The following is a 25,052-nucleotide window of genomic DNA, read 5'->3' on the forward strand; positions in this document are numbered from 1 at the left end:
TCAATGCGTCGGCTGTGTGGAGCCTTCTTTGTTTTGGTACAGCAGCCAGTAGGCTGCTGGGATGACAACCAACGTGAAGCCCGTTGATGTCAGAATGCCGAAGATGATCGCCCACGCGAGTCCTGAGAAAACGGGATCCAGCGTGATGACCCAGTTTGCCAATAAGGTTGTGCCCGCGGTCAATAGAATCGGTCGGGTTCGTACGGCGACCGATCGGATGATGCATTCACGCAAGTCGTGCCCTTCGGCTTGAGCGAGGTGAATGAAGTCGATGAGCACGACCGAGTTGCGAACCACGATACCCGCCAATGTGATCATTCCGATCATGGCTGTCGCGGTGAAGAAAACCGGGTTGGGGTGTCCGCCAATCGGTTTGTCGGTGAGCACGTTCAATAACCAGAAACCTGGCATGATTCCGATCATGGTTAACGGGATCGCCAACATGATCAGGACAGGAAGGATCCGCGACCCGGTTTGGAACATTAGGATCACGAAGATGCCGAGCAGGGCGGCACCGAATGCAATCCCAAGATCCCGGAACACGTCGAGGGTGATATCCCATTCGCCTTCGCCCGACCATACAACCGAGTACCCTTCGGGAACGGTCCACGGCACACCGCCACCCATCAACAACCATGACCTCTGCGACAGTGGGATGATCGAGGGGGTGGGCTTCGTAAGAGATTTCTCGGTCGCGGTCGTGTCGGAGACGCCGTCGATTCGGTCAAACTGCATGTCCATGATCGCGTCAGCCGGTGGACGACCGGCGACTTCGGCGTAGACGTAAACGACTCGTTTGAGATTTTTGTGATAGATCGTTTTGTCTTCCACCGCCGAGCGAAACTCGCCTAACGATCCGAGTTGGACGATCTGACCGCTGTCGCCCTGGACGTAAATTTCTTCGAGGTTATCGAGTGCGGAACGATTCTCCGGTGGCAACCTCAATTCCACCCACAACGGTTCGACCTCGTTGGGCAAGTGCAGCACCGTCGCTTGGCTTCCGCTTAGTACCGCAGCAACGGTGTCGGCAATCGTTTTGGTAGAGATTCCAGACAGAGCGGCCTTGGGTTTGTCGGTGTCGAAGATGTATCGCACTTGGTCGTCTTCGGCACTCACGTCCAGGTCGACCAGTCCCGGTTCGACAGCCATCCGATTTCGAACTCGTCTCGCTAACGCAATCTGTTCGTCGTAGCGGCCTTCGGGCGGTCCGTAGACTTCGGCCGTGATCGATGCCAGAACCGGAGGCCCGGGAGGGACCTCGACGAGTTTGACGTTGGCACCCATCGATTCGGCAAGGGCGGTGATGTCATTGCGAATCCGTAATATCAACTCATGGGATTGCTGGACTCGATGATCTTTGTCGACCAGATTGACGCGAATGTCGGCGACATGATTGCCTTGACGCAGAAAGTAGTGACGCACGAGGCCGTTGAAATCGATGGGTGACCCCAACCCCACGAAGATTTCGTAGTCTTTCACTTCCGAAAGTCCGCCGATGTACGTCCCGAGACGCCGAGCGACGGCGTCGGTGCGTTCGAGCGTCGTGCTCTCGGGCATGTCGATGACGACCTGGAATTCGTTCTTATTGTCGTAGGGCAGCATCTTGACGGGGACCATTCTCAGCATCGGTAGCAGCATCGCCGCGACCAGCAGAATGCCGATGCCGACCAACACACCCCAGGCGGCTGCGCGACCTCGTAGAATCGGCGACAGGACGAGCCTCGATAACCGATAAAGTGGTGTTCGGGTGAGGTCGTATTCGTCCGATTCCGAGTGTGAGTCGTTGAGTTGTTTGAGCGAAACCATCGCCAACCACGGCGTGATGACAAACGCGACCAGCGTCGAAATCGTCACGGTCAGAGGAACGTTTAATGCCATCGGTCCCATATAAGGACCCATCATTCCCGTGATGAACGCGAGCGGTAGGAAGCTCGCGATGATGGCCAGGGTCGACAACAGCAACGCGGGGCGAACTTCTTGAACGGCACGCAAAACTGATTGACGTGGCGGCAATATTTTCATCGTGAAATAGCGAGCGATGTTTTCAACATCAGTGATCGGATCGTCAACGAGCAGGCCGAGAGAAAGGATGAGGGCGAACATGGTCACGCGGTTGATCGAATAGCCCACCATCAGATTGATAAATAGCGTGAGGCTGTAACAAACCGGGATCGCTAAGGCGATCACGAGTGCAGGACGCCATCCCATCGTCAGGCCGATCAATCCGATCACCGTCAGTACCGCCACGACGAGTCCTTCAACCAATTCGTTGACCTTGTCGTTGGCCGTTTCGCCATAGTCACGCGTGATGCGGTATTGCACACCGGACGGCAGGTGCGAGGCGGCGAGTTGTTGCATTTTCGCGTCAACCGCTTCGGCGACGTGAACCGCGTTGGTGCCTTTGCGTTTGGCAACGGAAATGTTTACTGCTGGGAAGTTTTCTGCGACCGAACGAGAGGCATCGGGTCGCGGTGTCTCGTCGGCCGGGCCAAAGCCGATCCAACTGTAGCTTTCCGCTTCCGCAGGTCCGTCGACCACGGTGGCGACGTTCTTCAGGTAGACCGGTCGGCTGCCGTTGACGCCGACCACGATTTCGTTCAGGTCGGCAACGCCCCGGATGAACGTGCCCGTCTCGACGTTAAAGGATTGGTTTTGTTGTTCAAAGCTTCCGTTACGACGCGTCACGTTGCTGAGTTGCAACGCGTTGGCGATTTGCAACGGTGACGTTTGATGAGCCGCCATACGCTGCGCGTCGAGCTGAACGTTGATTCGGCGAGGCCGTCCGCCGATCACTTCGACGCGGTTGGTGTTTGGGATCGACTGCAGTTCGTGTTGCAGTTCTTCGGCGATCCGTCGCAGTTCGTGGTCGCCGTAGCGATCGGTTTGTTCGGACCACAACGTCGCGATCACGATCGGAACGTCGTCCACTTCAATCGGCTTGACCACCCAAGACTCAACGGCTGGTGGGATCGAGTCGGTCGAAGAGTTGATTTTGTTATAGAGTTTGACCAGCGAGTCTTCGCGATCTTCGCCGACGTAGAACCGTACGGTCACAATGCTCGAACCGGGACGCGACATTGAATAAACGTATTCAACACCGTCGATCTGGTAGAGCAGTTTTTCGATCCGGTCGGTGACCTGCCGCTCGACTTCCCAAGCGGACAAACCGGGAGCATTGATCATCACGTCGGCCATCGGCACAACGATTTGTGGTTCCTCTTCACGAGGCGTCAGTACCAACGCAGCGGCGCCCAACATCAGCGATAAAGCGATCAGCATGATTGCGACGTCGCCACGCAGGAAGACTTCGACGATGCGAGTCAGGATCGGCGATTGATCTTGTTGGTCCATCGGTTCAGACGCCTCGATGCAGTTGGTTTGGTGATCAGTCCGGGACGTGGTGGGGCGGCGGGGCGTTTGCAGTGTATGCACCGCGGTGTGAAAGTCGATGCCGCGATTCAGGCTCTCCCTCGTTGATCACGGTGTACGTTCGGGATGAATTGTGTTGATGCAAATGATGGAATGTTTGGGGGAACTATTCGTTAGAGACGTCGGCCGGTTGATGCAGGACCACGCGTTCGCCAACGTCGACTCCGCTGAGTACTTCTTGTCGACCAGGCATTCCGAGTTGTCCGCTCTTGATCAAACGACGTTCGATGTTGTTGTCCGGTAGCACGACGTCGACGAACTCGAGTTGTCCGATCTTGACGACGGCATCGGATGCGAGGCACAGGTGGCGTCGTTCTCCCGCGGGAACGAGCAATCGTCCGAACATTCCCTCGTAAAGATCGTCGGATTTCGGCACGCTGGCTTTGACCAGAAACGAGCGACTCGGAGCGTCGGCTTGGGGAACGATCTCATCGACGATTGCCGGAAATGTACGATCCAGCGCATCGACATGCACGTTCAGTTCGTCACCGGCGTGCAATTTGACCGCGAGGTGTTCCATGACCGGGGCTTCCAAACGCAACGACGTTGAGTCGTAGAGTGTCAGGATCGGCTGCCCCGGTTGTGCGATGTCGCCGGGTTCGGCGGTACGGTCGACGATCCGTCCCCTCTTTGCCGCGACGATCGTGGTGTAGGACAGCATGACTTCTGCTTCACGGACCGCCTGCTTCGTTTTCGCTTCATCGGCGATCGTGACTTGAAGGTCGCGGCTCGCGTTGTCGAAGTCCGAACGCGAGGCGGCATTCTGTTTGACCAACGTTTGCATTCGCGTGAATTGTTTTTCGGCTTGCTCGCGGTTCGCCGTAGCCGCTTCGAGAGCCCGGTTGGCCTGCGCCAATCGGCTTTGGTATTCCTTGTCGTCGAGACGAATCAGGACCTGACCTTTGTCGACTTCGTCACCCGCGGAGACCGTGATTTGGTCGATCGTCGCCAGTAACTTCGAGCTGACGATCATTCGGCTAGACGCCTTGAGTGTGCCGACGGCTTCCTCGACATAGGATTTTTCGACTTCGTGCACGACGTCGGTGGGTTGGTCGGTGAGTTCGGTTCCGCTCGCTAGCGTCCATCCGGGCTCGATCTTGCTTTCGAACATTCCCGACAGCCACGCGATCGAGCCGACCAGCACGACCATGGCGACGACGATCGAAATCAATCGCACGCTGTGGCGAAGCCAATTTTGCAAAGATTTGATTTTCATCGCCTGTCACCTGTTGATGGTTCGGTGCGTCGTTATGTCGCGTGGTTGCGATGCTTTTCGGCAAAAAGACGGCGACTTTCGGTGGCTGTTTTCGATCGAAGTTTCCCGTTTTCAGTGTGGGAAACCTCTGCAGAGACAAGCAATCACACCGCTCCCGAAATTGTATCGTCAACTCACGATATGTCAATTTAATAAACCGTGGGTGATAGGCGGCGTTGATGCGATTGGAGGCCGAAGCGACAAGGACACGTTGCGGGGAATCAGTGGTGCCACATTCGATCGGCTTGATGCTCGATCATGGTTGCTCAAACGCCGATGCCGTCGGTCGTGGCCCAGTATCCGCCTCGGCTATGATCGAACGTGGGTTTCGTCCCGCGGGCCGATTCATCGAATCCCGCGTCGATGGACCAAACTTGATGGCCGCCGACGTAGGTCCTTACCGGCCAACCGGTCAATGTTTCGCCGTCCCAGGGGCTCCATCGGTTCTTGGTGTGTTGTTCCGCGTCGCGGATGGTTCGGGATTCGTTTAAGTCAACGAGCACTAGATCGGCGTCGTATCCTTCGGCAATTCGTCCCTTGGCGGTCATTCCCCAAACCCGAGCGGGGGCGTCGCTCATCCAGTGTGCGATTTGAACAACGTTGACTTTGCCGTGATGAGCTTGGTTGAGCATCAACGCGAGTGAGTTTTCCACGGCGGGCAGACCTGACGGACTGTTCGGGTAAGGTTGTGCCTTTTCGTCGAGCGTGTGAGGCGCGTGGTCGGTCGCGATCACTTGCACGACGTCGTCGAGCAACGCCTGCCACAGACCCGCGTTGTCGGCGCTCGATTTGATCGACGGGTTCATCTGAATCCGACTGCCCAGCCGAGCGTAGTCATCGACGTTGAAGAAGAGATGGTGTGGGCACACTTCTGCGGTGAGGTAAGGCGAAGGATCGGCCAAGTACACCAGCTCGGCCGCGGTCGACACGTGCAGCACATGGAATCGGTGTTTGTGACGCCGCGCCAAATCAGTCGCTCGTTCCGTTGCGATCATCGCGGCTTTTTCGTCGCGGATGCGCGAGTGGTCGGCGATGTCGTTGGTCCCGCGATAGCGTTCGGTGTTTGCGCGTACCGTGGTTTCATCTTCGCAGTGCGAACAGATCGGCAGCGTCGTCTCACCAAAAATCCGCTCGAGTGCTTCTTGTTCGTCAACGAGCAGGTTTCCGGTGCTGCTGCCGATGAAGATTTTGATTCCTGGGACGTCCGTCGCCTTCGCCAGTTCGGCAACGTTGTCAGGCGTGGCGCCGATGTAGAAACCAAAGTTGACTAGCGACTTTTCCGCCGCGAGTCGTTCTTTGGCGCGAACGCCTTCGATCGTGATCGCGGGCGGTTTCGTGTTGGGCATTTCGAGAAACGAGGTCACACCTCCGGCGGCACACGCATGACTCGCCGTCGAGAGGTCTTCCTTGTGCGTCAGGCCTGGCTCACGGAAGTGGACTTGGTCATCGATCACACCGGGCAAAAGATGTAGTCCCGACGCGTCGATCGCATCGTCGCAGGATGCGGTATCCGACGCATCGACGTCGAGGATGCGTCCTTCGCCCAACAGCACGTTTCCGATACGAACTTCACCAGAGGCGGAACGCAGCCCGTCACCGGGCAGGACAATGGACGCGTTGCGAATGAGGGTGCGAGGCATGAGCGAAGTTTCCAGCGGTTGAGAAAACCGCGTAGCTTATCCGAACTGCCCACCCGTGATCAATCGAGCTACCGACCGGCGGCCCAAACCATTCCGCGAACGAGCATCGCGAGGTAGGTTTCGTCTTCGAAGGTTTCTCGCGAGTGACCGTATGTCGTTCCGAAGACGCGCGCGTCACCGTATTGGTTGGTCCACACAACGGGATGCCATTGATCGGTGACTTGGCTCTTCGATTTTGCCAAGACGGTTGTGTTCGGCCAGACCTTTTCGATCACGTAGAGTTCGTCCATCGGCGTGGCGTAGGGTTCAGGAAATTCACGCATCACGGAATGTTCCGCGTTAACGACTTCGACCCCGTAGTGCGCCTGGTGTTCGTGCCGGCGGCTCGTCACGCCTAGGAATTCCCGCCAATCGTCGATTTTCGCATCGCGGTAGGTGTGCATCGCGCAGTGAATGACGACGGCGGGGACGCCTTTCTGATGCGCAGTCGTGATTTTTCGGATGTATTCGGGCGTTGTGGTTGATGCGAAGCATTCGTTGTGGACGACGACATCGAAACCGCTGGCCCAGTCAGGGTTGTCGTAGAAGTCGATCTCCGCATCGGTTCCCTTGCCGCCTTCGGAGACGACGGTCCACACGATTTTTACCCCCGCTTTTTCCGCAGCCAATTGCAGTGATTTTGACTGGAAGTCGTAGTCGTGGCAGCAACCACTCGTGATCAACAGAACGTTGATGGGGGCGTTATCGGAGGTTGTCGGTTCGTCGCCTCGAACGAGGCTCGGCAGAAGGCATAGCGAAAGAACCAGTGCGAGTGACGTGTTTGCGAGACGACGGAGGGCAAAAGGACGGAGGGATGGCATCATCGTTGAGGGATCGCAGAATGGAGGGAGCGGGGTGGGGGCAGTGAACGTAGGGCCGGGTGTGTGATTTTAATACAGGGCCAGCAATCAGTTTATCGTCAGAATCTCACTGCGGCGAATTTATCGAAAACCGATTGGTGTTCTTTGTGTTGGGAAGGGAGTTTGCCGGGCGCGATGGGGCAAAAGAAAACCGAAGTCCCGTGTGGGACTTCGGCATGCTCGTGTTGATGTTACTCCGAACCGTTCGCGTCGTGGAAGAATCGCGAGGTTCGAGGGGCGAAGACCTAGTTGTTTTCTTGCAGTTCGACGGTGTCCATCACTTTGGTGTTCCGCTCGACAGCCAGCACCGTGGTGCGTTGGCGAAGTCCGTCGCGGGTTTCCGCCGTGATCGGTAGGACTTGGCGTTTGTCAGGGAAATCCAAGCGGACGGTGAAGGCACCGTCTTTCTGCAGTTTGACGGGATGACCGGAAACCATCACCGAAGCGGTGGGGTCGGTTTTTCCGAAGACGATCAGCTCGGCTTCGACATCCAATCGCAGTTTCGATTGGCGTAACAGCGACGGGTCGCCTGTCATGCTGCCCGAGTCGGCGGGGTGTGGCATGCGGCGTTGCAGGCGATCTTCGAACGCGTCGCGAAGTTCGCCGCTGCCCGATTCGAGTCCACCGCTGAGGGCGTAGATTCGTTCGTAGTCTTCGGCGATGTCCTGCCAGTGTTCGTCGAGGCGTTCGCAGTCGCCCGGAACAGGGGTTTCGACCACGTTGCTGCGGCACAGGCAGTGGAATTCGCCATTGTCGGCGAGGTAACCGATTGCGACGCGGTAACGCGATGGTGGGTCTTGGACGTCGATGTACCACGTGCTCACGCCACCATGAACCGCGATATCGCGGCTGACGGTTTCGGCGCGGTTGCTCGACACATCCCCGACGCTCAGCAGTCGAACGGTGGGAACGGCCGTGTGCCATCGTTCGGCCAACGCGGATTGAGCACGTTGCACGCTGCTTTGCGTGATTTCCCAGCTCGCTTGCAACCAAAACGAATCACGAACCAGCAACACGATCCGGTCGCGGTGTGGCGTGTTGGTGCGATGACGTTCGGCGCCATCGGTCACGGCGGATCCGGCGACGAGCGTGCTGGTCGAGAGGTCTTTACGTTTCTGAATCAATTCACGCCGGCGTCGCATTTCGGCTCGAATGCGGAGCGTTTTGGCGGAAACCTTGGGTTCGCTCAGTTCGGGCAACGGCACATCGTTGCGGGAGCTGGTTTTGCGGGTTTTGGTCCGTCCGGTCGATTTGCTCGAGCTTCCCGAGGAGGAAGCTGCCCCGGAAAGGGCACTGGTTGTGACGGTCGGTTTTTTGAGTTTTTTGGAAGAGTCAGCCTTGCTCGCTGAGGCCGGTGTGGCGCGTTTGGTCGTTGAACCCGACGTGCTTCGGCGGCTGATGACGTCGCCACCGCGTTTTGATTTAGTTGCGGGCGTTGCGTCGCTTGCCGCGTCTTTCTTTGCCGCGGCGACTTGGCGGCGAAGACGACGTTGGATTTTGGTGATCTCGCTGACCAAATCATCCTTCCGCATCGAGTGCCAGCCTGCGATACCGTAGTTCTTTGCCAGCTCGGCAAGTTCCCGGCGTGTTTGAGAACTGAGGTCTGCGTTGGTGATCATGGAGGATTCCTCGTCAGTTCGACCTGAAACCGGGCTCAGGGCTTGTGCAAAAGTTGTCATGCAGGAAACCCTCCCATTGGGGCGACCGACCTCAAATACCAGGATTGTCCCGAAAGGATCCGGTAAAGGGGGAATTCACTGCCAAAGCATTATGGCAAGGGACCACCAATGGTTCTAGGGCTAGGTGATTAAATTGTACATTTCGGTCCAAAAAGTGTTGTTAGCAACGTTCCAAAACCGATTTTTCCCGTAATCTCAACCTAGACACGCTAGTCGCAAACGCCAGCTTTTTTTTTGAGGATCCGCCCGAATGCCAAGCGAGCCGGACGAAGACAAGTCCGAACCTGAACAGAACCACCCTGACGGGGACACTGCGCCAGATGGAAACGCTCAGGCGAGCGGGGCGAACATCCACGAGGCGGGCGATGGCCGCCATCGGCGCGGTGCGGGCGATGGCCAAACGAACACTTCGGTGCCCCGCCTTGTGCCCCGCGCGATGCCGCCGCAGACAGCCGGCGAACGTCACGCTCTGATGCACCTCGCGTCGGCCGGGTTTGAGTTGGCGAGCTTCTCGTTGATTCTCGGTGGGGCCGGTTACGGCGTCGATCACTGGCTCGGTAACTCAACGCCCTACTTCGCCATCGCGGGGTTGCTGCTCGGCTTTTCGCTCGGGTTTTATCGATTGATCGTTCTCGCCAGCAAAATGGGCTGAACCATTCGGTGCCCGTTTGACGATCGTGCACCTTTGGAGACGATGCGGGCATTTCGGACTCACCTTCGGCGCTTGCGAGCGAGGGCGGCGTCCAGGACGCTGGAGCGGCTTTCTGAGCAGGGTGCCTCCTACTTTCCCCTCGCAGTCCTCCTACAATCAACTAAAGTAGCACGTCTTCTCTCTTTCGCCCCCTTTCGTCGGGTCATACGTAAAACATGTCACACGGAAAACCTGCCAAAGCGGCCCCTGCTGGGCCGGCTCGCGATATGTCTGCCGATGCGGTCGCCGCTCGATTAAAGAGTTCGCTGCTTCAAGAAAAGAGGGAACTCGAGGTCGACAAGATTTTCCGCGCGTTGGTCAAACTCGAGGGCTCTGACCTTCACATGAAAGTCGGCCAGCCACCGATGGTCCGTGTTGGTGGTGAACTCAAGCCTCTCAACCGAGGCCCGATTGATGCCGAAGAGATGGTCCGGCTGCTGTTGCCGATGATGGATGAACGTAACCTGATCATTTTCGAGGAAGAGGGCGGTGCCGACTTCTCATACCAATGTCAGGTCGACGATGTGCGTTGGCGGTTCCGGATCAACATGCTCAAGTCGCTCGGCAACATCGGATTGGTGGCTCGTCGAATCAGTAACTTCATTCCTGACTTTCGTGGCCTGTTTTTGCCCGATTCGATCGAAAATCTATGTCACTATGAACAGGGCATGGTGCTGCTCGCGGGGGTGACGGGGTCGGGGAAAAGTACCACGATCGGTTCGATGCTGAATTACATCAACAGCATCTATCGCAAACACATCCTGACGCTCGAAGATCCGATCGAATTCATTTTTACCGAAGACAAATCGCTGATTAACCAGCGAGAGATCGGCCAGGACGTGGTTGATTTCTCGGTCGGAATGAAACACGCGGTGCGGGAAGACCCCGACATCATCCTGGTCGGTGAGCTTCGCGATGAGGAGACGTTCATGACGGCGATTCACGCGGCCGAGACCGGTCACCTCGTGTTCGGTACCATTCACGCGGCGAGTGCGTCGACCTGCATCGGGCGGATCCTCGACCTTTTTCCCGAGGAAATGCACCGCGCGATTCGCGGGGCAATCGCGATGAATATGAAAGGGATCGTGGCTCAGAAATTGCTTCGCAGTATCCGCCCGGGGGTCTCTCGTGTGCCGACCTGCGAAGTGATGACGTTCACCCCGATGATTCGTAAGCTCGTTCTCGAGGGGCATGACAGTAAACTGCCCGACGCGATTCGGATCGGTGCCGAGGACGGCATGCAAGACTTCACCATGAGTTTGAAACAACTGATTGACGACGACCTGATCGATCGTCCGACGGCATTCGCTGTCGCTCCAAACAAAGACGCACTGAAGATGTCGCTCAAGGGCATCGATGTCAAAGCTCCAGGGATTATCTAAGTGGCACAGGCACCCGAAGAAATTCAACTATGGCAAACCGTGGCTCCCGTGGAATTCGTTCCGCATGTGGAGTCACGTACCGACGCGCAAGCATTGTTGATCACGACGCGGCAAGGCGCCGGTTACCTCATCGTGGCTGGGCAATTGGGGCATGCGATTCAGTCGCGGGCGACCCGCATGCTGCTGGACTTTTCGCAAAACGCGACTGCGATTCGATATCAGATCGACGGTAACTGGGAACAACTCCCGCCGCTCGATCGCGAGTCCGGCGACGCGATGCTGTACGCGCTGAAGCAGCTCTGTCTGATGAACCCGGCCGATCGCCGTGGTGCCCAAAAAGGGGCCATGGGATTGAAGGTCAACAAAGACAAGTTCGAGTTGACCGTTCAGTCGCAGGGCGTTCCGACGGGTGAACGCGTGATTTGCCGGATCGATGCGGAGAAGGTGCCCTTCAGCAATCTCAGTGACATGGGCATGCGAGACAAAATGATCGAGCAGTTCAAGGAGCAGCTCAACGGGCACGGTAACGTTGTCTTGATCTCGGCCAAGAAGAGCGAAGGCGTCACGACACTTTGGAACGTGGCAATCCACGCCGCCGACCGTTTGATTCGTGACTTCCAATCGTTTGAACCAGCCGAAGCGCCGGAGCCGGAAATCATTAACATCACCTCGAACTTCTTCGGTGGTGATACGGGTAAAACGGAACTCGAAGTCGTGCAGCGGATGGTGCTGCGGGAGCCCGACGTGCTCCTGTTCCCGAACCCTCCTGAAGCGGAGTCCTTGCAAGTTTGCATGGAAAAGGTTTTCGAAGAAGACCGTCAGGTGATCCACCGTGCCGCGGGCGAAAGTGCGATCGAAGTCCTGCTGACTTTTGTGGGGCGATACCCCGAATCGCGCAAAATGATCGCGGAAAAACTCGGTGCTGTGTTGCACCAGCGCTTGATACGGCGGTTATGCGAGAACTGCAAGGTCGGCTTCGAACCGCCGCCGCAACTGCTCGCTCAACTCGGGATTCCCGCCGGGCGTGTGCCGGTCATGTATCAGCCTTTCATTCCGCCACCGATTGAAGAACAGGTCGATGAGAACGGCCGGCCCGCTCCAATCACGCCTTGTCACATTTGTGGCGGCCGTGGTTATTTCGGACGGATCGGCGTGTTCGAGATGCTGCGGCCTGGACCGCAGTTCCGTGAGGCGTTGGCCAAGACCAGCGATGCGAGTCAGTTGTTCGCGATCGCGCGGGCAGAGGGCCATCGCGGGATCCAGGCCGAAGCCGTTCTGTCGGTTGCTCGGGGTCTGACCAGCATCGACGAACTCAAGCGAGTGTTTTCTAGACGCGGCTGAGTGCGGCGAGCCCGTCGTCCATGGAGACCGTGGGGCGATAACCCAGTCGCTCTTTCGCGGCGGTGATGTCGAAGTAGTGGTCTTTGGCTAGCTGCGCGGCGACAAAACGCGTCATCGGCGGTTCTTCGCGGCGCCGCAGTGTTTTGTAGACGGTTTCGCACGTTGCCCCGATCGCGTAGGCAGACCGGTAAGAAATGTGCCGTGTCGGAGGTGGGGCATCAAATTTTTGGCACAGGCGAGAGATCCATTCCCAACACAGAACGGGTTCGTCTTGCGCGATGAAGTAGGACCGCCCCGCAGCGGAGTCTGGGTTATCGGAAAGTGCGGTCGTTGCACTCACATGGGCCGCCGCAGCATTGGTGACATGCACCGTGTCGATTCGATTCTGTCCGTCGCCGATGATCCGTAGGCGGCCCGAACGGGCGCGGTCGAGCAGGCGTGGCAGGAGGTGTGGGTCGTCGTCGCCCCAGATCAAATGCGGACGCAGTGAAACCGTGCGAAGACCGCCGGGGGTGTCCGCGGCGATCACCTCACGCTCGGCGATCGCCTTCGTCTGTGGGTAATAGCAGAGCCACTTTTCCGGATACCCGACCGACTCGTCGATGCCGCTTTGGTGTCCGCCGGCAAACGTCACGCTCGGGCTGCTCGTGTAGATGCACTGCGTTGCACCGGAGGATTTGCAGGCGGCGAGCACGTTGCGGGTTGCGACCACGTTGTTTACGTAGAAGTGTTTCCACGGTCCCCAGACGCCCGCAACTGCCGCGGTGTGGATGACTGCGTCGACGTCCCTGATCGTTCGCTCCACGTAGGCTTTATCGGAGAGGTCACCGCGGTGATGTTGCATCCCACGACGTACGAGGTCTGGCGTTTCGCGTCGCGACAGACCGACGACTTCATCGCCTCGGTCGATCAATTGACGAACGATTTCGCTGCCTAGAAAACCGCTGCAACCGGTGACGAGGATTCGCATGGGTCAGTTGGCGGGTTCTTGGGTAGCGGGAATCGCAGGCCCTTCGGCCGATACCTTGGCCGGGAATCGTTTCAGGACGCGATAAAGAATGCACAACGCGATGAGTAGCAGGAAGGATCCGAACACGAACGGGGCACCCGCGAACGGTTCGCCGTTGTAGCGAAACGGCGTGTTTTCGTGTGTGAAGTATCGGAACAGGCCCGCCGTGAAGATCAGTGGCGCGAGAATGTTGGTGAGGCTCAGCAGCGAAGTCAGCGCCCCCTGAACGCGTCCTTGTTCGGCTGGGTCGACGGTGCTGGTGATCAGGCTTTGGATCGCGGGCCCGGACAGGCCGCTGAGTGAGCCAAAGATGATGATGCACGGGATCATCCATCCGTTGGTCGCTAGGCCGTAAAATAGAAACGAAACACACGAGACGGTCATCGCCATCATCACGGTTCGTCGTTCACCAAATCGGCGGATTACGGGGCGAACCATTCCGCCCTGAACGACCACCGCCATCAACCCCACCAACGCGAGCATCCATCCGTTGGTTTGTTCCTCCCATCCGAAGCGGAATCCCATCGACAGCACCCAAACGTTTTCGAGTCCGCGTTGTGCGAGCGAGCTGAAGACAAACGCGGCGGCGAGCCCGAGGACCATCGGGTAGGCACGCAGTCGCGTGATTGTTCCGAATGGGTTCATGCTGCGAAGTGTGATCGTGGAGCTGCGTTTCTCCGGTGGCAGCGATTCCGGCAAGATGAAGTAGCCGTAGAGCCAATTGACCAGCGACAAACCCGCCGCGGCAAAGAACGGCAACCGCAATGAGATCCCGCCGAGGAGACCGCCGAGCGCCGGGCCAATGATAAAACCGAGGCCGAACATCATCCCGACCAACCCGAAATTCCTCGCCCGGTTTTCGCTCGTCGAGATGTCTGCGATGTACGCGTTGCTGGTCGAAAAGCTCGCTCCCATTACACCGGCGATAAACCGTCCGAGGAACAGCCAGCTGACGGACGTCGCCAGCCCCGTGATGATGAAGTCGATGCCGAGGCCAAACAGCGAACCAAGGATCACAGGACGGCGACCGAATCGGTCCGAGAGTGCACCCAATACCGGGGCAAAGAAAAACTGCATCAGCGAAAACGTCGCTGCGATGATTCCGACGTACCACCCCGCCATCGACTCGTCCCCGCCGACGAACTCCTTCACCAATTCCGGCAATACCGGAATGATGATCCCGATCGCCAGGATGTCGATGAATAGCGTCAACAGGATGAACGCCATCGCCGCAGCGTGTTTCTGATGCGGGGGCGTGATCAAAACGGAAGACTCTTGTGGGGGAACGGATCGGCAGGAGCCCTAGATTAGCCCAGACGATTTTTTTTCACAGGGTGGGAGCAAGATGCACTCGCCTAGGTGGCGGGCGCGTGACGCGATCGCGTTTTCAGACCGCGGTTGGCTGCGAAGCCGAGTTGGGTCGCTCGGCAGTTGGGTCGCTAGGCAATGCCCGCGGCAGATTGGGCCGCGTCGTGAGGCTGCCGTCTCGGCGTCTTGATCCCGACGCGTGACGCCATCTTATTGCGTGTCGCTGTTTTCATGCCGCAGTCCTGCCGCGTGAGGTTATTTTTTGTCCGCGCGGAGGACGGAAACGAACGCTTTTTGCGGAATGTTAACGCTGCCAAATTGTTTCATTTTGGCTTTGCCCTTCCGCTGCTTTTCGAGCAGTTTTTTCTTCCGCGAAATGTCACCGCCATAGCACTTCGCCGTCACGTCTTTGCGAACCGCTTGGATGGTCGAGCGGGCGATCACGGTCCCGCCGATGGCACCTTGGATCGGGATTTTAAATTGGTGACGCGGGATCTCTTCGGCGAGTTGTTCGCAGTAGTGCAGAGCCCGGGCACGCGATTTTTCGCGGTGGACGAGGTACGCCAGCGCGTCGACGGGTTCTTTGTTAACCAAAATATCGACTTTGACGATGTCGGTTTTACGGTACTCGATCGGCACGTAGTCGAACGATCCGTATCCGCGGGTGATCATCTTCAGCTTGCCATAGAAGTCGAAGAGGACTTCGCCCAGCGGCATCTCGCTGACCACTTCGACGCGGCCGGCCGAGAGGTAGTTCATCGTTTGGCTTTCGCTGCGGTGTTCGCGGCACAGTTCCATGACCGAGCCGACGAATTCCTCAGGCGTGAGGATCTGGGCTTTGATGTACGGTTCGCTGGCCGAGTCGATGGTCGACGGGTCGGGCCAATAGCTCGGGTTGTCGATGTCGATGGTCGAACCGTCCTTCAGCGTCAGTTTGTATTTCACCGACGGGGCTGAGATGACCAGCCCGATGTCAAATTCTCGCTGCAGCCGCTCCTGAATGACGTCGAGGTGCAACAGTCCGAGGAAGCCGCATCGGAACCCAAAACCGAGAGCCGCCGACGAGTCCTTCTCGTATGTCAACGCGGCATCATTGATCGAGAGTTTCTCGAGTGCTTTGGTGAGGTCTTGGTATTCGTCGGTGCTCATCGGGTAGACCGATGAAAAGACGACTTGTCGAGCGGGTTGGTAGCCGGGGATCGGTTCGGAGGCGGGGCGGTTCGCCGACGTGATCGTGTCGCCGATCTCGATGTCCTGGACGCTCTTGACGCCGGCGACGATGTAGCCGACTTCGCCCGCGGTGAGCTGTTTCTTCGGGACGAGTTTGAATTGGTTGTATCCGAGCTCGTCGACCAGGAAGTCGCGATCGGCGTGCATGAAGTGAATCGTGTCTTTCGGCTTCAGGGTCCCCTCCATGACACGGCACTGCAGAATCACGCCGCGATACTTGTCGAAGAAAGCGTCAAAAATCAGTGCCTTCAACGGGGCCTCGGGATCGCCTTTGGGAGGCGGCAGGTGTGTGGCGATGCCTTCGAGAACGTCTTCGATGCCCTGCCCGGTTTTGGCCGATACAGGAATCGCCGCGAACGGGTCCAGTCCGAGGTCGGAGTCAATCTCTTCACGCACGCGATCGACGTCGGCCGCCGGCAGGTCAATTTTGTTGATCACCGGCAATAGTTCGAGGTCGTATTCGAGAGCCAGGTAAAGGTTGGCGACCGTTTGAGCTTCGACACCCTGGGAGGCATCGACAACCATCAGGGCACCCTCGCAGGCCATCAGTGAGCGGCGGACTTCGTGGGAAAAATCCACGTGGCCGGGCGTGTCGATCAAGTTGAATTGATATTCCTGACCATCTTTGGCCGTGTACGTCAGCGTGACGGTGTTGCTTTTGATCGTAATCCCACGTTCACGCTCGATGTCCATCGAATCGAGCATCTGGTCGTGGAACTCACGCTGGGTCACTCCCCCGCAGGCTTGGATCAAGCGATCCGCGAGCGTCGATTTGCCGTGGTCGATGTGGGCGATAATGCAAAAGTTCCGAATGTGTTTCATACGTCGGGGTTTGATGAATAAGGAGATAACCGTGCGAAAGCCGATCGACAGGTGAATCCTATCCAATCCGGTTTCCGGTGGCCATTGCCAAACCCGTACGAACAGCAACCAACCGCAACCCGGCGGCGTCACATACTGTCCTCCGCATACCGGATTCTTCGCTCGTCACACTCCGTTCGGCCACTCTCGCCCCCCGGGCTCGCTCGGTCCCCCCTGCTCTCGCACTCCCCTCACGACCGCCCTCGCCGGTTTCCCGCTCACGCACTCTCGAGGTTTGCCTCTCACGCCCCTCCATCCCCACCTTGTCGTCGTTTCATAATGGGATTACCGCTGATCCGGACACGGCAGCCCTTGAACTCAAAGGCATTTGTCGCGTACTATCTGCGATTCGAAATACCGATCACTTCGCGTTCTCAGCTGAGCGACGCGCCCCTATCAGCCCATTTTTTTGTGTAAACAGTCATGAAAGACGGCATCCACCCGAATTATCAAGAGACCACCGTCACGTGTGGTTGTGGAAACACCTTCCAAACGCGAAGCGTTCGGCCAGAGCTCAAAATCGACATTTGCAGCGATTGTCACCCGTTCTATACCGGCAAACTGAAATACGTCGACACCGCAGGGCGGATCGATAAGTTCCAGAAGAAATTTGCCGCCGGTACCTATGGCAGTTTGCAAAAGCCGAAAAAGGCTAAGAAAGCCACCAAATGAGCGGATCAATCCGCGACAATCTCGAAGAAAAGCTAGCGCGATTTCTGAAACTCGAACGCGACATGTCCGACCCGGATGTGCTCGGCGATGGTGCTCGCATGAGTGCGACCGCTCGCGAGCATGGTGGGTTGGCCAAAGTCGTGGGCAAGTACCGCGAATTCAAACGGCTCAGCGAAGAGATCCAGGACTGCCAGGAAATGGCAGAGGCGACCGACGATTTCGAAGAACGCGAAATGGCCGAGGCCGAGATCAAATCGCTGCGAGCGCAGCGTGAATCTCTCTGGGAGGATTTGCTGACCTACACCGTCGGCGGTGATGATTCACACCGAACCCGTTGCGTGATGGAAATCCGCGCCGGCACCGGTGGGGACGAGGCCGCCCTGTTCGCTCGTGACCTCTTCGAAATGTATCGTCGGCACGCGGAACAAGTCGGTTGGAAGACCGAAGTGATGGACGCCAGCCCGACGGAAATGGGCGGATTCAAAGAAATCATGCTGACGGTGGAAGGCGAAAACGTCTTTCGCGACCTGCAGTACGAATCCGGTGGCCATCGCGTCCAACGTGTGCCGGAGACCGAAACCCAAGGTCGCGTTCATACCTCGGCTGCGACCGTCGCGGTCATGCCCGAACCCGAAGATGTGGAAGTTAACCTGAAAGGGGATGACTACCGCGTCGATAAGTTCTGCGCCAGTGGACCCGGTGGCCAGCACGTTAATAAAACGGAATCGGCGATCCGGTTGACTCACTACGAAACCGGAATCGTTGTCCAGTGCCAGGATGAGAAGAGCCAGCACAAGAACCTGGCCAAAGCTCTCCGTGTTCTCAAAGCTCGCATCTATGAAAAGAAGCGGGAAGAAGAGAACGCCAAACAAGCCGAGGCACGCAAGGGATTGATCGGATCGGGCGATCGGAGTCAACGGATCCGGACCTACAACTTCCCGCAGAACCGTCTGACTGATCACCGCATTAACCTGACCTTGTACAAGCTCGATCAAATTATTGGTGGCGATCTGAATCCTGTCACCGAAGCCCTCATTGAATATGATCGCGATCAGCTTCGCGGCGACATGATCGACTGAGACTGATCGAGGGAATTTCTATTTTTCGGCAACGGATGCGCTCGTCATGACTACTCCCAGCACCGAACCGTGGACCGTGCTGCGGTTGTTGCAGTGGACTGCTGATTTCTTCAAATCACGCGGCAGTGAATCGCCTCGTTTGGACGCGGAAATCCTGCTCGCCCACGCTCGTGATTGCGAGCGGATCGAGCTGTACACCGCGTTCGCTGAAGTCCCCACTGACGAACAACGAATCGCGTTTCGCGAACTCGTCCGTCGTCGCGGTGAAGGCGCGCCGGTCGCTCAGTTGGTCGGGTTTCGTGAATTCTATTCGATCCCCATCCGCGTAGACGAAAACGTCCTCGTTCCTCGCCCGGAAACCGAGCATCTCGTCGTCGAGGCGATTGATCAGGCGAAGTTGCTCGCAACTTCTATCCAAGATCGACCGCTGCGAATCCTCGATATCGGAACAGGCAGCGGAGCGATCGCGATCGCCATTGCCAAGAACCTTCCTGAGGCGGAAGTAACGGCCGTCGACGTGTCTCTGCCTGCGCTAGACATCGCCCGGTGGAACGTCGAAAAACTCGGTCTCACCGAACGGATCACTCTCCTGCAGAGCGATCTTTTTGATTCGATCGATGAAGGGGCGAAATTCGATGTGATCTGCAGCAACCCGCCTTACATCAGTCAGAGCGAGTACGACGAATTGCCCGCGACGGTCCGCGAGCACGAACCACGTGGTGCGCTGTTGTCTGGTGATAAGGGGACAGAGATTATCGAACGGATCCTCTCCGACGCTCCCGCACGGCTCTCTCCCGGTGGTCGCTTGATTCTCGAGTACAGCCCGATGATCGCGGACGCGTGCAAAGCGATGGCGGAAGCCACGGGGCAGTACGGCGAGATCAAACGGATTCGTGACCTCGCCGGTTTGCAGCGAACGCTCTCGCTCGGATTGAAGGCCTAGCCTCCTCTCGATTACACCGCAACCATCGATGGCGATTGCGAGGTTTCTTGCTCGGTCACGCCGCTCAGCAGATGGCGGACAACATCCGGGGCGGAGTAGGCCGTTGCCGTCGCTGACGGAAGGAACTGAAGGATCGTCTCGACGTCATCGCCGCACGTGACGATGGCAGGTTCAGTGGTGCCGTCACGGCGAGTCTGTGCCAACCCAATGTTGGCAACCAATCCGTTGCAGACGCATTTGCGTCCTTCGCAGTGTGCCAGCTCACCTCCCTTGGCGACGTAACTTTGCGTGGGTTCGCCGGGACATCGCCATCCGGTCTTTCCATCGGGTCTGCGGTACGCCTGACGTAGGAAGCCAAGGTCGCAAACGCGGCGGCGCTGTTGATAGACGGCGTCTTCGGACACCGTGCCTTCCATTTGCAACACCTTAAACGGGAATCCGGTGGGGGAAGCCAACGGGTCGGTCACCACGTCGAGCGTTCCGGATTTGCAGCGTTGGATGACTTCCGTTTTGATCGAGCCGAGTAAGCCTGATTCATTGCTGAACGCGAACGCGGTACCAACTTGAACACCGGAGGCACCGGTCTCAAGTGCTTGCCGCACCGCTTCAGGCGTTCCGTATGAGCCAGCCAGCCAGAACGGCAGCCCGATTGCCTCAATCGCTTTGAGGTCCACGGCGTCGCGTTTTCCGTAGATCGGTTCTCCGCGTTCGTTGAGTTGCATTTTGCCTCGAGGTGGCGCGTTGTGCCCGCCCGCGGAAGCACCTTCCACGATGAACCCGTCGACACGTCCGTTGGAGCGTTTGGCCAGCATACTCGCCAGGGTTGCGGAGCTGACGATCGCGAGGAATCGAGGGCGGTTGAGCCATGGGATTTCTCCGCCGCCGAACTCCATCGGATCAAAAGTGGTGACGACCGGTTCGTCGGTCGGTGCGTCGAGTACATACAGGGGATATTCGACCGATTGTCCTTCGGCGAGACGATCGAGCACGCCTGGGATATGACGTGGGATCCCCGCGCCCATCAAGACATAGTCAACACCCGCGAGCATGGCGCCGAAGAGAGACGCGAGTGTGGGTGTTTGGATCTTCTCGAGAAAGTTTACTCCCACCAAACCGTCGTGGTCTTCCTTGGCGAGAAACACTTCGACGAAGTTCGCAGCAACGACCAATTCCAATTGAGCTTGCGTGGGTTTTTCCGAAACGACAGGGGTGGCCGCAAAGGGCGCGTCTGTTGCCTTACCGCCTTCAATGAAATAGCGGTCGACAATCCGCTTTGCCATCGCCGGGTATGGGAACTCCGAAAGGGCATGACGCATTTTTCCATCGGCGTCACCCAATTGCAGTCGGCGAACGAGAACGGTATCCATCGCCGTTCCCGACACGACACCCATTTGGCCGGTGAGCGCGACCGAGCGAGCCAGGCGCCAATCCGATACGGCGACTCCCATTCCGCCCTGGATGATGGTGGGAGTTCGGTGAGTCGCTTCAGACGCGGCGGCGGGTGAGAATTCCGTGTGTGACATTGTGCAATGTTCCTTGCGTTGGTGAGTGCGATACCACGCCGCGCCGAGATTCTTCGATTGCGATCAGGCTGCGATCGATATCGCAGCCGCCGGCCAATCACTCGCGAGGCGTTCTGCCGTAAGTCTACGAGTGTCTTGTCGTCTGTCGTCTGCGCGCCGCGTCAACGCAGTGTAAATGTTCTGTGACGGAAGCTTGCGTGTTTCAAAAAGCCCGTGTTTTCAGGGGTGAGCAGGCTCCGCGATCGCCCGCCTGGGACAATTGACCGCGTTCGTTTCTCTCGCAAATGAACGTTCGTGAAAGAGATGTTTTTCTACCACCGCCGCGATATTTCGCTAGAATCGATGGGAACCTTGAGTCGGTCGAGCACGGACCGATTGCATTGCGTACTTTGGGGGATTTGGGTGATGGGCAAGTGGTTTGTGATGGCCAGCTTTGTGTTGGCCTTCGGATGGGGGCACGCGCCGACGCACGGAGCGGAAAAGGGAATCGAAACGGCCGCCCAGCGGCGGATGTCGCGATTGATAACCGGTCGCAGTGAACCCGCACGGCTGAAGACTGTGGCGATGTTACGGCTACAGCCCGATCTGTTGCACCAAAATCTCGACGTTGTCGTCGATGCGACGCGTGAACTGCTGCAGCAGCACGGGGCGGACGAAGATGAGGACAACGATAAAATGTTCGTGGCCGATCGCGTGCCGGTTCCCGAGAGCATCAGCCAATTGCTCGCTGTACTCGGTGGCAGTCCGAGTTCTGATGCGCACGGCGTTGTTATCGAAGCGATGGGGCATCCCGATGAACGCATCTCGATGATCGCGATGGATGTTGCCGGTCAGTGCGAAATCAACGCGGCAGTGGAAGGCCTGCAAGATCAAATCATGCGTTCCGAGTTCGAAAAGCAATACGCGTATCGCTTCGCGTTGGTGCGTGCGATGGCGCAGTTGCATTGTCCGCGAAGTGTCGAGTTACTTCATAAACTACAGAAGCAACTCCAGGGACAACTCCGTCACGAAATTACCAATCGATTGGAAACGGTTGATTTGCGGGATTTCGGTGGCGATCGTGAGGCCTATGCGAACTACTGCAAAGAGCATCCCGCGGAATCAATGATTCGTCCGGTCAGTTTTGTGGCGGAGGAGGTGGAGCCCGAAGTGCCCGGTCGGTTGACGTTGCAGGACGTGGCATCGGAATCGACCGGTGGGCTGAAGTTGAGCAAGAGCCACTACTACGGTATTGATCTCAACGCGGGACGCATGTTGTTTGTGATCGACCGTTCCGGCAGTATGAAGAACGTGGCACGGTACGAGACACGGTTGCAGAGTGCGAAGCGTGAGTTGATTCGAGTGATCGAGGGACTGTCTCCAGATGCGGAATTCTCGATCATGTTGTTCGACACTTACATTCAAGCATGGAAAAAGGATTTGTTGCCTGCATCCGATGACAATAAACGGCAAGCGATTGCGTTTGTTGAGCGGATTGCGCTGGGTGACAAGACGAACACGCATGGAGTCTTGTCAGACGCGTTGAGTTTTCACGACCAGCTCGAAGTCGTGTTTGTGCTCACCGATGGTCAGCCGACGTTTGGGAAAGTCATGCGTCCCGACGCGATCCTTCAAGACATTGTGGGACGCAATCGGATGCGGCACTTGAAGTTCCACACGATCGGTGTTGGCGTCAGTCCGATGACGGGTGAGTTTCTGAAGACATTGGCTGAGCAAACCGGCGGTGAATTTCGCGAAGTGGAATGATCGCGTCAGGCTTTTGCGAAGTCGCCTTCATTTCGCTGTCGCTGCCGCCGCGAGATCGTGGACCACGTTCGAGAGAGCGTAACTACCCATCAAGAAGCAACGTCGCTCGCAGAACTGCTCCTGCGATCACAATGCATTTTAAGCGGGCTGCGTAGCCGGTTCGAAATGCACAGCGTCAATCCGGTTACGCCAACGCCATTTCATTGGTGTAGAGTTCCAGCATCTGGCTCTGTACTTTCACAGCGCGTAGCAGCGTCCACAGTTGGTCGGGTCGAAATTGAATCGGTTCGTCGCCGAAGAGTTGATCGAGTTCATCGACCACGGCGGCGTACTGATCGGTTGCTGCTTCGAAGCGGAAGCTTGCATGCTGCCACGCGGCCATTCGCTTCTGCGAATCCGCGAGTTGCTCGGCGCTATCTTCCGCGTTGAGCAGGATGAGGCACAGACGTGCGATCTCGATCGCCGGGAGGTCCGGTCGTTCGCGACTGAGATGTTCGGCAAGCTCATGACATTTCATACGCAAACCTAGGTCGCGTTCGCTCTGAGGCCAGTCTGGCCCTCTGATTTTTGAGCGTTCCTGTCGACTTTCGCGGCCAAGGCAGCGGCTGAGTTCACGCTGGTTCGATCGTGCCGGTAAAACCGATTCGGTTCAGTTGGGTTTGAACCTCATCCAACCAGCGGAGATGTTCTCGGCCGGTCACTCGAAATTCGATCTCGCGATATGAGGCATCGTGTTCGCTGCCTACGTTTGATTCCGTGATGCTGGTCGCTTCAGAGGAAGCGAGAATTTCCGTTTGATCCGTCACGCCAATCTGAACCCAAATCGTATCGGAGGGCATGGCCTCTTTGAATCGATCCGCCCATTCGATGAGGGTCCAATCACCGGGAGTTTCCCAGAGTTCATCAATGCCGAGTTCCCATAACTCGTCTTCGTCGGTAATTCGATACCAGTCGAGATGATGAAGACGCTGCGGTGCCTGCGGAGAATCCGCCTGATCGGCACACTGGTAACTCTTTAGCAGCGTGAAGGTGGGGCTGGTGACCTCAGACGGGTCAACGCCACATGCCCTGGCAATCTCTTGGCACAGCCGAGTTTTTCCGGCGCCGAGTGTGCCAACGAATCCGAAACAGCGTGGTGGGGCTGGTTGCTGCGTCAACGTGACGCAGCGTTCCGCCGCAATCAAAGCGTCGGCTAACTGGGCAATTTGCTCGATGCCGACGCCTGACAAACGCATGTTTTCAAAACTACGGGGTTTCGCTGCCCGTGGTCATGTTGTCCGAAGGAACTTCGGTGACCGCAGTGGTGTTGTCGCTGACTTCAGCAGGAGCGTCGGTGCTGATGTCCACGTCGTCGCCCTTCGGCGCTGCTGGTGGTGGGCATCCGACCGTTGTTGTCAAAAGAGCCAACGCGAAAACGCTGTAAGTGATTCTCTTGGTCATGGGATTCTCTCGTACTTCAAAAGGGAGGTGTTGAAGGAACTGCGAGGCAATGGGCAACGCCAGTGAGCCAAGCATCCACGTCGAATATTAAGATTAACAGAGTCTGTTAATTTTGCACCCACCGGTCAAATTTTCTTGTGACTTTCTGAATTGAAATGCCCGCAAAGTCTACGTGTTGAGAACGACTGGTATCATTGTGGCAGGTGGGACGGGAAATCCAACGGTGTCCCTTCACCGGTGAGGAGGAGTCAGACGATACGTCGAGCGTACTGGACAACTTCTATCGGGTTTCATTGTGATGAATAATCGTCTGTATTTGGTTCGGCCAACACAGCTGTGGGTTGGTGCTCTCGTGATTTCTTGTTGTTCGTTCTCCGCGACAGCGGGTGTGAACGCTCAAGGGCTTGATGATCTCTTCGCTCGTCCCGCGGATACGCAGTACGAGATGTCGGATGAGGAAAGCAGTAACGATTATGCGGCGCCTACGGGTTATCTTTCTCGTCCCTCGACCATCCCCGCATCAACGCGAACTGGTACAACGATGCGGCCTCGCAGCGGTGATCCGGTTGTGCCGAGTCCATCGGACCTGCGATTGGAGAACACCTCGGGTTCACACATGGAACCGTACAAGCCGACCGCGATGGAGCTTCGCCAAGCTCGGGCACTTGAAGAAACGCGTGCACGGATCGCTCGCCTCGAAGCGGCACGTTGGGGACTGCGTCCGACATTGCGACCAACGTGGGCAGCGGACCCGATGACCTCGAGTCGGTACCCAACGGGACCGCGGTACGTTGTTCCGTTCTATGTCTTGGTTCCCTGAATCATTTTGTCTCTTGATTCCGCCTTCAACGGTTTGGAATGGCTTCGCCTTTGCGTTGCACGTTGGCGTGAGTTCATGTTGAAGGCGATGTCGGGGTTCGTTTAC

20 protein-coding genes are annotated in these 25,052 nt (G+C 57.4%); 8 read left to right on the top strand and 12 right to left on the bottom strand.

Annotated elements, in window-relative coordinates; all coding sequences use genetic code 11:
* The 5 genes from FHS27_RS25160 to FHS27_RS25180 form a co-directional block, all read right to left on the bottom strand.
* A complete protein-coding gene (locus FHS27_RS25160; protein WP_184308254.1) occupies positions 1–3,351 on the bottom strand; it encodes an efflux RND transporter permease subunit in 3,351 nt (1,116 codons plus the stop codon).
* A gap of 184 nt (positions 3,352–3,535) precedes the next feature.
* Entirely contained in the window at positions 3,536–4,645 is a 1,110-nt protein-coding gene (locus FHS27_RS25165) for an efflux RND transporter periplasmic adaptor subunit (RefSeq protein WP_184308256.1), read from the bottom strand.
* Between the two features lie 305 nt (positions 4,646–4,950).
* The gene (locus FHS27_RS25170) at positions 4,951–6,324 is read right to left on the bottom strand and encodes a dihydroorotase (RefSeq protein WP_184308258.1); all 1,374 of its coding nucleotides are present in this window, start codon (positions 6,322–6,324) and stop codon (positions 4,951–4,953) included.
* A 68-nt stretch (positions 6,325–6,392) separates the two neighbouring features.
* On the bottom strand, positions 6,393–7,187 hold the full coding sequence (locus tag FHS27_RS25175) for a ThuA domain-containing protein (protein ID WP_184308260.1): 795 nt from the start codon (positions 7,185–7,187) through the stop codon (positions 6,393–6,395).
* A 281-nt stretch (positions 7,188–7,468) separates the two neighbouring features.
* Positions 7,469–8,842 (bottom strand): DUF4912 domain-containing protein, encoded by a 1,374-nt coding sequence (locus FHS27_RS25180; RefSeq protein ID WP_184308262.1) that lies wholly within the window; start codon positions 8,840–8,842, stop codon positions 7,469–7,471.
* Between the two features lie 310 nt (positions 8,843–9,152).
* Between FHS27_RS25180 and FHS27_RS25185 the strand changes: the two genes are divergently transcribed.
* The 3 genes from FHS27_RS25185 (at position 9,153) to FHS27_RS25195 (ending at position 12,316) form a co-directional block, all read left to right on the top strand.
* Positions 9,153–9,554, top strand: a complete 402-nt coding sequence (locus FHS27_RS25185; protein WP_184308264.1) for an AtpZ/AtpI family protein — start codon at positions 9,153–9,155, stop codon at positions 9,552–9,554.
* 215 nt (positions 9,555–9,769) lie between these two features.
* Positions 9,770–10,975, top strand: coding sequence for a type IV pilus twitching motility protein PilT (locus tag FHS27_RS25190; RefSeq protein WP_184308266.1), 1,206 nt, complete (start codon positions 9,770–9,772; stop codon positions 10,973–10,975).
* Complete coding sequence (locus FHS27_RS25195; RefSeq protein ID WP_184308268.1) at positions 10,976–12,316, top strand: ATPase, T2SS/T4P/T4SS family; 1,341 nt, start codon at positions 10,976–10,978, stop codon at positions 12,314–12,316.
* On the opposite strand, the gene FHS27_RS25200 is transcribed toward FHS27_RS25195, so the two are convergent.
* The 3 genes from FHS27_RS25200 to lepA form a co-directional block, all read right to left on the bottom strand.
* Positions 12,303–13,286 (bottom strand): NAD-dependent epimerase/dehydratase family protein, encoded by a 984-nt coding sequence (locus FHS27_RS25200; protein ID WP_184308270.1) that lies wholly within the window; start codon positions 13,284–13,286, stop codon positions 12,303–12,305. The genes FHS27_RS25195 and FHS27_RS25200 overlap by 14 nt on opposite strands.
* Positions 13,287–13,289: 3 nt before the next feature.
* Positions 13,290–14,588: a TCR/Tet family MFS transporter gene (locus tag FHS27_RS25205; protein WP_184308272.1), complete on the bottom strand. Its 1,299-nt coding sequence runs from the start codon at positions 14,586–14,588 to the stop codon at positions 13,290–13,292.
* Between the two features lie 300 nt (positions 14,589–14,888).
* Positions 14,889–16,685 (bottom strand): translation elongation factor 4, encoded by a 1,797-nt coding sequence (gene lepA / locus FHS27_RS25210; protein ID WP_184308274.1) that lies wholly within the window; start codon positions 16,683–16,685, stop codon positions 14,889–14,891.
* Between the two features lie 462 nt (positions 16,686–17,147).
* On the opposite strand from lepA, the gene rpmE reads away from it, so the two are divergent.
* Genes rpmE through prmC form a run of 3 tightly spaced genes read left to right on the top strand, consistent with a single transcriptional unit; the run spans position 17,148 to position 19,418 of the window.
* Positions 17,148–17,396 (top strand): 50S ribosomal protein L31, encoded by a 249-nt coding sequence (gene rpmE / locus FHS27_RS25215; RefSeq protein WP_184308276.1) that lies wholly within the window; start codon positions 17,148–17,150, stop codon positions 17,394–17,396.
* Positions 17,393–18,475, top strand: a complete 1,083-nt coding sequence (prfA, locus tag FHS27_RS25220) for a peptide chain release factor 1 (RefSeq protein ID WP_184308278.1) — start codon at positions 17,393–17,395, stop codon at positions 18,473–18,475. The genes rpmE and prfA overlap by 4 nt, the downstream gene beginning before the upstream one ends.
* A 46-nt stretch (positions 18,476–18,521) precedes the next feature.
* Positions 18,522–19,418 (top strand): peptide chain release factor N(5)-glutamine methyltransferase, encoded by an 897-nt coding sequence (prmC, locus tag FHS27_RS25225; RefSeq protein WP_184308280.1) that lies wholly within the window; start codon positions 18,522–18,524, stop codon positions 19,416–19,418.
* 11 nt (positions 19,419–19,429) lie between these two features.
* Here the strand turns inward: prmC and FHS27_RS25230 are convergent, their stop codons facing one another.
* A complete protein-coding gene (locus FHS27_RS25230; protein ID WP_184308283.1) occupies positions 19,430–20,941 on the bottom strand; it encodes a nitronate monooxygenase in 1,512 nt (503 codons plus the stop codon).
* A 303-nt stretch (positions 20,942–21,244) separates the two neighbouring features.
* On the opposite strand from FHS27_RS25230, the gene FHS27_RS25235 reads away from it, so the two are divergent.
* The gene (locus FHS27_RS25235) at positions 21,245–22,687 is read left to right on the top strand and encodes a VWA domain-containing protein (protein ID WP_221225388.1); all 1,443 of its coding nucleotides are present in this window, start codon (positions 21,245–21,247) and stop codon (positions 22,685–22,687) included.
* A gap of 184 nt (positions 22,688–22,871) precedes the next feature.
* On the opposite strand, the gene FHS27_RS25240 is transcribed toward FHS27_RS25235, so the two are convergent.
* From FHS27_RS25240 to FHS27_RS25250, 3 genes are all read right to left on the bottom strand, one after another.
* Entirely contained in the window at positions 22,872–23,204 is a 333-nt protein-coding gene (locus FHS27_RS25240) for a hypothetical protein (RefSeq protein ID WP_009098780.1), read from the bottom strand.
* Between the two features lie 94 nt (positions 23,205–23,298).
* A complete protein-coding gene (gene tsaE, locus FHS27_RS25245; protein ID WP_184308287.1) occupies positions 23,299–23,922 on the bottom strand; it encodes a tRNA (adenosine(37)-N6)-threonylcarbamoyltransferase complex ATPase subunit type 1 TsaE in 624 nt (207 codons plus the stop codon).
* Between the two features lie 10 nt (positions 23,923–23,932).
* Entirely contained in the window at positions 23,933–24,127 is a 195-nt protein-coding gene (locus FHS27_RS25250; protein WP_044254068.1) for a hypothetical protein, read from the bottom strand.
* A gap of 298 nt (positions 24,128–24,425) precedes the next feature.
* Here FHS27_RS25250 and FHS27_RS25255 point away from each other — a divergent pair, with 298 nt between their 5' ends.
* On the top strand, positions 24,426–24,947 hold the full coding sequence (locus FHS27_RS25255; protein WP_221225383.1) for a malate synthase: 522 nt from the start codon (positions 24,426–24,428) through the stop codon (positions 24,945–24,947).
* Positions 24,948–25,052: the final 105 nt, after the last annotated feature.

Source organism: Aporhodopirellula rubra, from assembly GCF_014192335.1.
Taxonomy (GTDB): Bacteria; Planctomycetota; Planctomycetia; order Pirellulales; family Pirellulaceae; genus Rhodopirellula; species Rhodopirellula rubra.